The organism is Pseudomonas entomophila (genome assembly GCF_018417595.1).
In the GTDB taxonomy this organism is placed as follows: domain Bacteria; phylum Pseudomonadota; class Gammaproteobacteria; order Pseudomonadales; family Pseudomonadaceae; genus Aquipseudomonas; species Aquipseudomonas entomophila_C.
Map to the genome: position 1 here is coordinate 3,301,111 of NZ_CP070982.1, position 9,468 is coordinate 3,310,578.

Sequence of the window (9,468 nt, forward strand, 5' to 3'; positions counted from 1 at the left end):
GTTGGGTCGCCCGTTCCTGGTCGCCCGGTATGTCACTGCATTGCTCGGCCGCAAGTGTGCGGCCGTATCGAACCAGCGGCGGTTGCCCGCGCCCGGTCAGGTTACTTCGGCCTCAGGCCAAAAAGGTAGCCTTCGGTTACAAAAATTGTGAGCTTCTGAAATTGGTCACAATATGTCAATCGGCGTTGCTGCACCGACAGCAGCCTCCTATGTTCAACGCGGCGCCATGTTGTTCAGAATGCGCCATGAGCTCCAGATGCAAGTGAGGCGTCCCGAAATGGTTGATACCAGCTCCACAGCGAACGAACAGCCCCCCTCCCAGGCGGCCCAGCGGCCGATCGGCTTGTTCGAAGCCTTCCTGTTCTGGCTCAAGTTGGGGTTCATCAGCTTTGGCGGGCCCGCCGGCCAGATTGCGATCATGCACCAGGAGCTGGTCGAGCGCCGGTGCTGGATCAGCGAGAAACGCTTTCTGCATGCGCTGAACTACTGCATGTTGTTGCCTGGCCCTGAAGCCCAGCAGCTCGCCACCTACATCGGCTGGCTCATGCACCGGTCCTGGGGCGGGGTGATTGCCGGCGCATTGTTCGTGCTGCCTTCGCTGTTCATCCTGATCGGTTTGTCCTGGGTCTACGTCGCTTTCGGCGAGGTGCCCGTGGTGGCCGGGATTTTCTATGGCATCAAGCCGGCAGTCACGGCGATCGTCGTTCACGCGGCCCACCGGATCGGCTCGCGCGCGTTGAAGAATGGCTGGTTGTGGGCCATGGCCGGCGCCTCGTTCGTGGCCATCTTCGCCCTCAATGTGCCGTTCCCGCTGATCGTGCTGGTTGCCGCCATCATCGGCTATGTGGGAGGGCGCTTTGCCCCAGGCAAGTTCGTGATCGGTGGCGGTCATGGCGCCGCAAAGAGCAACTATGGCCCGGCGCTGATTGATGACGACACTCCGGCGCCTGAGCATGCCCGTTTCAGCTGGGGTCACTTATCGCGCTTGCTGCTGGTCGGTGCTGCGCTCTGGGTCCTGCCCATGGGGCTGCTGACACTGTCGTTTGGCTGGGACGCAACCCTGACGCAGATGGGCTGGTTCTTCACCAAGGCCGCACTGCTGACCTTTGGTGGTGCTTACGCGGTGCTGCCCTATGTCTACCAGGGCGCTGTCGGGCATTACGGCTGGCTGACGCCGACCCAGATGATCGATGGCCTCGCCTTGGGGGAAACCACGCCCGGACCACTGATCATGGTGGTCGCCTTCGTCGGCTTCGTGGGGGGGTATGTGCATCCGATGTTCGGTGTGGAACACCCATTCCTTGCCGGCGCAGTCGCGGCGAGTCTCGTCACCTGGTTCACCTTCTTGCCGTCGTTCCTCTTCATCCTTGCCGGTGGCCCATTGGTGGAGTCGACGCACAACGAGATGAAATTCACCGCACCGCTGACGGGGATCACCGCCGCTGTGGTGGGCGTGATCCTGAACCTCGCCCTGTTCTTCGGCTACCACGTGCTTTGGCCGCAAGGTTTCAGTGGGGCATTCGACTGGCCTTCAGCGGTGATCGCAGTTGCCGCAGCCCTTGCCTTGTTCCACTTCAAGCGGGGTGTGATTCAAGTGTTGCTGGCCTGCGCCCTGGCCGGGCTGGCAGTCCACCTGTTGCGGGCGTGATACCAGCAGGCCTGTCATCTGACCGTCACTCAACTGTCGTAATCTGCGGCGCAACTCCGTGCCAAAGGTCCCCGGCATGCCTCGCCTGATTCCACTGCTGCTGTGCCTGCTCCCGGTACTGGCCATGGCCGCCCCCCTGCAACTGCGCATCCAGGGCTCCAACACCATCGGTACCGCGCTGGCCCCGGCACTGGTCGGTGGCCTGCTCAAGGCCCAGGGCGCCAGCGCGATCGAGGTGACGCCCGGGCCTGTGCCCAACGAGACGCTGGTCAGCGCCCGTGACCGCGACAACCAACCGCTGCGTATCGCCATCGCCGCCCATGGCACCAGCACCGGCTTTGCCGCCCTGGCCAGCGGCGAGGCCGACCTGGCGACCGCCTCGCGGCCGATCAGCAATGCCGAAGCGCAGCAACTGCAGGCCCTGGGAGACATGCGTGGCGCCCGTAGCGAACAGGTCATCGGCCTGGACGGCGTGGCGGTGATCGTCCACCCCGACAACCCGCTGTCACAGCTGAACACCCTGCAACTGGCGCAGGTCTTTTCCGGGCAGGTCCAGCGCTGGGAGCAACTGGGCGTGCCCGGCGGCGCCATCCACCTGTATGCCCGTGACGACCGCTCCGGCACCTTCGAGACCTTCAAGGCACAGGTGCTCGACCCTCGGCGCGGCGAGCTGTCGCCCCAGGCGCGGCGCTTCGAGTCGGCCGACGCGCTGGCCGGGCAGGTCCTGGCCGACCGCCAGGCCATCGGCTTCAGCGGCCTGGCCACGGTGCACGGCGCCAAGGTGCTGGCGGTGGCCGAGGGCGACGCGCCCGCCCTGCCCCCCAGCCTCGCCCTGGTGGCGAGCGAGGATTACCCCGTGTCGCGCCGCCTGTTTTTCTACCTGCCCGGCAACGCCCCCCCCCTGGCCCGGGCGCTGGCCGAATTCGCCCAGAGCCCCGCCGGCCAGGCCATCGTCGCCGAGCAGGGCTTCGTCGCCCAGCAGATCAAGGCGCTGCCCGTCCCCGTCCAACCCGGCATGCCGCCGCGCTATCGCGCCCTGGCCGGTGAAGCCCGGCGCCTGACCGTGAACTTCCGTTTCCAGGAAGGCAGCGCCAGCCTCGACAACAAGGCCCTGCGTGATGTGCAGCGGGTCGGCGACTACCTGCGCCACGCGGGCAAGTTGCATGAGCAGGCGGTGCTGGTGGGTTTCGGCGACCCCAAGGAAACCCCGGGCCGCGCCGCCCTGCTCTCGCGCCTGCGGGCCATGGCGGTGCGCCGTGAACTGGCCCGGGCCGGCGTGGAGGTCAAGGACGTGGCAGGCATGGGCGATGAGCTGCCGGTGGCCGGCAACGACCTGGAACAGGGGCGCTTGCGCAACCGGCGTGTCGAGGTCTGGGTGTACTGACCCCTCAGCGGTAATCGGGCAGTTCGACCCGGGCCACCAACCCGGCGCCACTGCGATTGCGCAAGGTCAGCTCGCCACCCTGTTCGCGCACGCTGGCCCGGGCGGCCGACAAGCCGAGGCCAACGCCACCGGTGTCGCGGTTGCGCGACCCCTCCAGCCGGTAGAACGGATCGAACACACGCTCCAGCGCTGCTTCGGGAATGCCCGGCCCCCGGTCGCTGACTTCGATCACGATCTGATGCGGACCACGGCTCAACGCGATCTGGGGGTCACGCGCATACTTCATGGCGTTTTCCAGCAGGTTGACGATTACCCGCTTGGTCGCCAGCGGGCGGCCGTCATGCACCAGGTGCGCAGGGCCGCTGTACTCGACGGCAACCTGCTGGTCGCGGTAGTCGTCGACGAGGGTCTGCAACAGCTCGGCCAGGTCGTAGGCGGTGCGCTGCTCCAGTTGCGTGCCTTCGCGGAAAAACGCCAGGGCCGCGTTGATCATCGTCTGCATCTCGTCGACATCGCGCACCAGCTTGCGTTGATGGTCGGTATCCTCCATGAACTCGCTGCGCAGGCGCATGCGCGTCAACGGTGCGCGCAGGTCATGGGAGATGGCCGCGAGCAGGTGGGTGCGCTCGCGCAGGAAGTGCTGGATCTGCGCCTGCATGGTGTTGAAGGCGATGATCGCCTGGCGGATCTCCTCGGGGCCTTCGACGGCGATGGGCGGCGCCTGCAGGTCGCCACCGAACCGCCGCGCCGCGCTGGCGAAGCGCTGCAGCGGGTTGGCCAGCTGGCGGGTGGCCCACCAGGCGACCAGCAGGGTCGCCACCAGCCCCAGGCCGATCACCACCGCCAGCCGCGCCGTCACGCTCAAGCCCCAGCTGCGCTCCGGCGGCACGAACGACAACCAGCTGCCGTCGGCCAGCGCCACCAGCGCCGCGTAGTGCGCCGCGGCGCTGCCCGCTGGCCAGTCACCCGGGTTGTACACCTCGATGGCGCGCTCAGGCCCCAGCAATTGCGCCATGGCAGGTACTTGCCGCGAATAGAGCTGCGTGCCCGGGCCAGGCAAGCCAAGGTCACCCCGCTGGGTGCTCCAGCGCACCTGCAGGGTCGGTGTGCTCGCCGCCTGTGCCAGTTGCAGGCGCAACGTGGCCGGTGCGGTCTCGATCACCCGGGTGGTCACGGCGATCTGCTCGAGCAGGCCGGTGCGTTCGATGGGCGGCCGCGCCCAACTGCCGGCCACCTGGACGAACAAGGCGTTGAGCGCCAGCGAGGCCAGCAGCGCGATGAAGATGGTCAGGGCGATCCGCCGCCTGAGCGTGTCGCGGCCGAGCAGGCGCCAGATCACGAGCGGGTCACCTTGGCGGTGAACAGGTAGCCGCCGTTGCGCACGGTGCGGATCAGGTCCGGGCGTTTGCTGTCGGGCTCGATCTTGCGTCGCAGCCGGCTGACCTGCACGTCGATGCTGCGGTCGAAGGCGTCATGGCCCTGGCCGCGGGTCAGGTCGATCAGTTGCTCGCGGGTGAGGATACGCTGGGGGTGCTCGAGAAACACCACCAGCAGGTCGAATTCCGCACCGGACAACGGAATCATCACGTTCTCGGGCGAGCGCAGCTCGCGACAGGTGATGTCCAGGCGCCACCCGGCAAAACCGATCACCGGCCGGGCGGCCTCGCCTCGCGGCACCTGCTCACCGGCGCGACGCTGCACGGCGCGCAGGCGGGCCAGCAGCTCGCGGGGGTCGAAGGGCTTGGTCAGGTAGTCATCGGCGCCCAGCTCCAGGCCGATGATACGGTCGCTCAGTTCCGCCATGGCGGTGAGCATGATGATCGGCACCCCCACCTGCGCCCGCAGCTTCTGGCACAGGCTAAGGCCGCCCTCGCCCGGCATCATCAGGTCGAGGATGATCGCGTCCGGGCACTGCCGCTCGATCGCCGCCCACATCGACTGGCCCTCGGTGGCCAGGTCCACCTCGTAGCCCTGCTGGACGAAGAACTGCTTCAACAGGGCAAGGATTTCCACGTCGTCATCGACGATCAGCAATCTGCTCACGGTCATACCGGTCCAGGAAAAAGGCGTATCTAAAACCATTGCACAGCGCAGGTCATATATTTCAATCGCGCAACATTTCATCACGCCCGACATGTTCCAGACATCACCTGGCAAAAATAGTCCTACACCCTGCGGGCCTTCAACCTACTCGAGGGCTCATCATGACGATCACCGACACTCGCAACCGCATCGACCGGCACGAGGGCATCGCCCCCCTGGTGCTCAGCGCACGCACCACGAGCCGGGGGCAATCGGGCTCGCTGCTGGTGCAGCAGGTGAGCCTGGACCTTGCGGACGATCAGAGCCGGATCACCCTGCGCCGCTACTTCGAACACTACGGGCCAGAGAGTGGTGAATGGGTCGAGTACTGTCACAGCGTGCCGACCCGGGATCTGGTCAACTGGCTGATGGCCCACGGGCAACTGAGCATCCACGACTCACGCGACGGCGCCCCGCTTCAGGCCAGGCAGGCAATGCCGCAAGAAGGCGCGCGCCCATGAGCCGCCGCCATCTGCTGGCCATGCTGCTGACCAGTACCCTTGGCCTGTCGGCGTGCAGCAGCAAGCCGGCGCCGTCCGGGTTTCTCAGCGACTACAGCCTGCTCACCCGGCAGCAGACGCCGTCGGGCGAGAGCGTGCTCAGCTGGGTCGACCCCAAATGGCCACGGGGTCGCTATATCGAGGTCTACCTGCAACCGAGCCAGTACTATCCCGCGCCTTTGCCCAGCGACCGTATTCCCCAGGCCACGCTCAGCGCCATCAGCCACTACTACGACGCGACGCTGCGCAGCGAGCTGGGCAAGGTGATGACCGTGGTCGACAAACCCGGCCCCAACACCTTGGTGGTCAGGCCAGCGATCACCCACGTCAGTGCCTACACCCAGGACCTGCGCTGGTACGAATGGTTGCCGGTCACCCTGGTCGCTGCGGGGATAAGCAGTGCCACAGGCATTCGTGACCGGGACAGTGACATCGCCACCGAGCTGGTCTTCGAGGCGGGTACCAGCGGCCGGATCATCGCCGAAGCCATGCTCAGCGGCACCGGCACGCCACTGGAAAACGATGCGCAGACGATGACTGCCGACAACGTCAAGGCCGTGCTCGACGGCTGGGCGGTCGGCTTGCGCCAGGCCTACGCGGCGAACTATCGATAACCGACCTCCACGAAGCAAAGAAATGTAACAGCCTGGTCCAGGCACCTCCGGCATTCACATCTAGTATCAACTCCATGTGATGCCGGGCCCCTCTGACGGTTTGCGCCGCCATGTCGGAATCACTGTTGCCCTGCAACGTCGACAATCAAGGAGGGGCTCATGACGGCTCTGCATACATTCCTCAGCGACTCATTCCTCGGCACCAGCACCTGGTTGTGGCTGGTGTTCATCGTCATCGTCATCGGCTTGCTGGTGCTCGACCTGGGCGTGCTGCACCGCCAGGAGCGCGAGATCGAGATGCGCGAGAGCCTGCTGCTGTATGCCGGCTATTTCAGCGTCGGCGTGCTGTTCGGCGTATGGGTCTGGCACGAACTGGGCGCCCAGTCGGCGCTGGAGTTCTACACCGGTTTCCTGGTCGAGCAGTCGCTGTCGATGGACAACGTGTTCGTCATGGCGATGATCTTCAGCTTCTTCGCCATCCCCCGCCGCTACCAGCACCGCGTGCTGTTCTGGGGCATCCTCGGGGTGGTGGTGCTGCGGGCGATCATGATCGGTGTGGGCGCGGCGCTGGTGCAGCACTTTGCCTGGGTGCTGTATATCTTCGGCGCCTTCCTGCTGTTCACTGGTATCAAGATGGCGCTGGCCAAGGACGATGCCCACCCGGACCTGGCCAACAACCCGGTGCTGCGCTTCGTGCGCCGGCACATGCGGGTCACCGAGCAGATCCATGGCCCGCGCTTCTTCGTGCGCCTGACGCCTCCCGGGGCAACCAGGGCGGTCCGCTACGCGACGCCGCTGTTCCTGGCCCTGGTGCTGATCGAGCTGGCCGACCTGGTGTTCGCCGTCGACAGCGTGCCGGCGATCTTCGCCATCACCCAGGATCCGTTCATCGTCTACACCTCGAACATCTTCGCCATCCTCGGCCTGCGCTCGCTGTATTTCGCCCTGGCGGCCTTGATGCACCGGTTCATCTACCTCAAGTACGCACTGGCGATGGTGCTGATCTTCATCGGCTGCAAGATCTTCTACCACGGGCTGGTGGGCAAGGTGCCGGCGGCCTTGTCGCTGGGGGTGACGTTCGGGTTGCTGCTGGGCGGGGTGTTGTTGTCGCTGCTGCGCACCCGTGACAAGAAGCCGGATGCGGTGGACAGCGATGAGGCCAGGCGGTCGTGAACCACCCGCTCCCACAGGCAGGACGCCGAACCTGTAGGAGCGGGTTTACCCGCGATGGGCTGCAAAGCAGCCCCAACTCCGCCAGCAACATACCTGAACTCAGGCCGCAACCCCCTCGACAATGATCACCCGCGCCTGGGCCACACCCTGGCGATACCGACAGGCCGCCTGGTACAACTCCGAGCGATAACACGCCACCGCCTGCTCATACGAATCGAACTCGATCACCACGCTGCGCTGGGGCGTCGCCCCGCCTTCCATCGCCTCGCTGCGCCCACCCCGGGCCAGGAACCGCCCGCCAAATGCGGCGAACGCCGCCGGCGCGCGCTGGGTGTACTGCTGGTACTGCTCGGGGTCGGTGACCTCCACGTGGGCGATCCAGTAGGCCTTCATTCGTCGTGCTCCTGTTGCAAGGCAAGTTATGTATTATGGTATACCATAATTTTTACCCGACCACCGTGAGCGTGCAGCATGGCCTTCAACAGCATCGAAGAACTCCTCGCAGACTACCGCCAAGGCAGGATGGTCCTGCTGGTGGATGACGAGGACCGGGAAAACGAAGGCGACCTGCTGATCGCCGCCGAGCGCTGCGACGCCCAGGCTATCAACTTCATGGCCCGCGAGGCGCGGGGCCTGATCTGCCTGACCCTGACCGACGAACACTGCCAGCGCCTGGGCCTCGAACAGATGGTGCCCAGCAATGGCAGCGTGTTCAGCACCGCCTTCACGGTGTCGATCGAGGCCGCCAGCGGCGTCACCACCGGCATTTCCGCCGCCGACCGGGCGCGCACCGTGGCTGCGGCCATGGCGCCCGCTGCCCGCCCCGAGGACCTGGTCCAGCCCGGCCACATCTTCCCCCTGCGTGCCCGCGAAGGCGGCGTGCTGAGCCGTGCCGGCCACACCGAGGCCGGCTGCGACCTGGCACGCCTGGCCGGCTTCACACCAGCGTCGGTCATCGTCGAGGTGCTCAACGACGACGGCAGCATGGCCCGGCGCCCGGACCTGGAAGTGTTCGCCGCCCGCCACGGCATCAAGATCGGCACCATCGCCGACCTGATCCACCATCGCCTGAGCACCGAGCAGACCATCAAGCGCATCGGCGAACGCGAACTGCCCACCGTGCACGGCACCTTCCGCCTGGTCACCTACGAGGACCGCATCGAAGGCGGCGTGCACATGGCCATGGTGATGGGCGATATCCGCCGCGAACAGCCGACCCTGGTGCGCGTGCACGTGATCGACCCGCTGCGCGACCTGGTGGGGGCCGAATATGCCGGGCCGGCCAACTGGACGCTGTGGGCGGCGTTGCAGAAGGTGGCCGAGGAAGGCGCCGGGGTGGTGGTGATCCTGGCCAACCATGAGTCTTCGCAAGCCCTGCTGGAACGGGTGCCGCAGCTCACCCAGCCGGTGCGGCCCTACCAGCGCGGGCAGTCGAAGGTGTATTCGCAAGTCGGTACCGGCGCGCAGATTCTCCAGGACCTGGGCGTGGGCAAGCTGCGCCACCTCGGGCCACCGCTGAAATATGCGGGCCTGGCTGGGTATGAGCTGGAAGTGGTGCAGAGCATTCCGTTCGAGGGCAACTGATAGTTGTGGTGTCTGCAATCGCGGGGCTGGGTAACCCTATTTTCTCCCCAGAAGTTTTTCGACAATGTTCGACGGCATCTCGGCGTATTTGGAGATTTCCATGGAGTACTTTGCGCCAGACATGGAACGCTGGCCGCCGTGCTCCGCCAGCTGGTTCGGCCTGGCAATCAAGAAGCCCGTGCGTGGCCGCGACCTGACGAAAGGCGCGGTCACGCTGGGCCTGGTCTACTTCTTGAGTTCCACTCTAACGGCATGCGGTGTCGACCCATTCATCTCGATAGCGAACGTGACCTCGCACTCCTCCTCCAGTTCCAGGCTTCCGACTTCACCCGGAGCCAGGTAAACCTTGTCTTGGTGTTTATCGTACCGGATCCAACCCCATTTCTTCACTTCATCGTATTCCACCAGTGTTCCTGTTTTTCGCGTTGCTTCGCTCATGACATCAACCCTCGTTTCATTGACTGTGGATAATTTCCCCGTGCC

10 protein-coding genes are annotated in these 9,468 nt (G+C 65.5%); 6 read left to right on the top strand and 4 right to left on the bottom strand.

Annotated elements, in window-relative coordinates:
* Window positions 1-277 precede the first annotated feature (277 nt).
* Together chrA and JYG34_RS14575 are read left to right on the top strand one after the other, a co-directional pair.
* Window positions 278-1,648 (top strand): chromate efflux transporter, encoded by a 1,371-nt coding sequence (gene chrA, locus JYG34_RS14570; protein WP_213661193.1) that lies wholly within the window; start codon window positions 278-280, stop codon window positions 1,646-1,648.
* 76 nt (window positions 1,649-1,724) lie between these two features.
* Window positions 1,725-3,032, top strand: coding sequence for a substrate-binding domain-containing protein (locus JYG34_RS14575; protein WP_213657109.1), 1,308 nt, complete (start codon window positions 1,725-1,727; stop codon window positions 3,030-3,032).
* Between the two features lie 4 nt (window positions 3,033-3,036).
* On the opposite strand, the gene JYG34_RS14580 is transcribed toward JYG34_RS14575, so the two are convergent.
* Complete coding sequence (locus JYG34_RS14580; RefSeq protein ID WP_213657110.1) at window positions 3,037-4,371, bottom strand: ATP-binding protein; 1,335 nt, start codon at window positions 4,369-4,371, stop codon at window positions 3,037-3,039.
* Window positions 4,368-5,081, bottom strand: a complete 714-nt coding sequence (locus JYG34_RS14585; protein WP_213657111.1) for a response regulator — start codon at window positions 5,079-5,081, stop codon at window positions 4,368-4,370. Before JYG34_RS14585 ends, JYG34_RS14580 begins: the two co-directional genes overlap by 4 nt.
* A 155-nt stretch (window positions 5,082-5,236) precedes the next feature.
* On the opposite strand from JYG34_RS14585, the gene JYG34_RS14590 reads away from it, so the two are divergent.
* The 3 genes from JYG34_RS14590 to JYG34_RS14600 all read left to right on the top strand — a co-directional run bounded on the left by JYG34_RS14590 (window position 5,237) and on the right by JYG34_RS14600 (window position 7,401).
* Window positions 5,237-5,575, top strand: coding sequence for a hypothetical protein (locus tag JYG34_RS14590; RefSeq protein WP_213657112.1), 339 nt, complete (start codon window positions 5,237-5,239; stop codon window positions 5,573-5,575).
* A complete protein-coding gene (locus JYG34_RS14595) occupies window positions 5,572-6,228 on the top strand; it encodes a DUF3313 domain-containing protein (protein ID WP_213657113.1) in 657 nt (218 codons plus the stop codon). The genes JYG34_RS14590 and JYG34_RS14595 overlap by 4 nt, the downstream gene beginning before the upstream one ends.
* A 159-nt stretch (window positions 6,229-6,387) precedes the next feature.
* Complete coding sequence (locus tag JYG34_RS14600; protein ID WP_213657114.1) at window positions 6,388-7,401, top strand: TerC family protein; 1,014 nt, start codon at window positions 6,388-6,390, stop codon at window positions 7,399-7,401.
* Window positions 7,402-7,500: 99 nt separating this feature from the next.
* On the opposite strand, the gene JYG34_RS14605 is transcribed toward JYG34_RS14600, so the two are convergent.
* Complete coding sequence (locus tag JYG34_RS14605) at window positions 7,501-7,794, bottom strand: DUF1330 domain-containing protein (protein WP_213657115.1); 294 nt, start codon at window positions 7,792-7,794, stop codon at window positions 7,501-7,503.
* Window positions 7,795-7,872: 78 nt separating this feature from the next.
* Between JYG34_RS14605 and ribBA the strand changes: the two genes are divergently transcribed.
* Window positions 7,873-8,985 (top strand): bifunctional 3,4-dihydroxy-2-butanone-4-phosphate synthase/GTP cyclohydrolase II, encoded by a 1,113-nt coding sequence (gene ribBA / locus JYG34_RS14610; protein WP_213657116.1) that lies wholly within the window; start codon window positions 7,873-7,875, stop codon window positions 8,983-8,985.
* 225 nt (window positions 8,986-9,210) lie between these two features.
* Here the strand turns inward: ribBA and JYG34_RS14615 are convergent, their stop codons facing one another.
* Complete coding sequence (locus JYG34_RS14615) at window positions 9,211-9,423, bottom strand: hypothetical protein (protein WP_213657117.1); 213 nt, start codon at window positions 9,421-9,423, stop codon at window positions 9,211-9,213.
* Window positions 9,424-9,468: the final 45 nt, after the last annotated feature.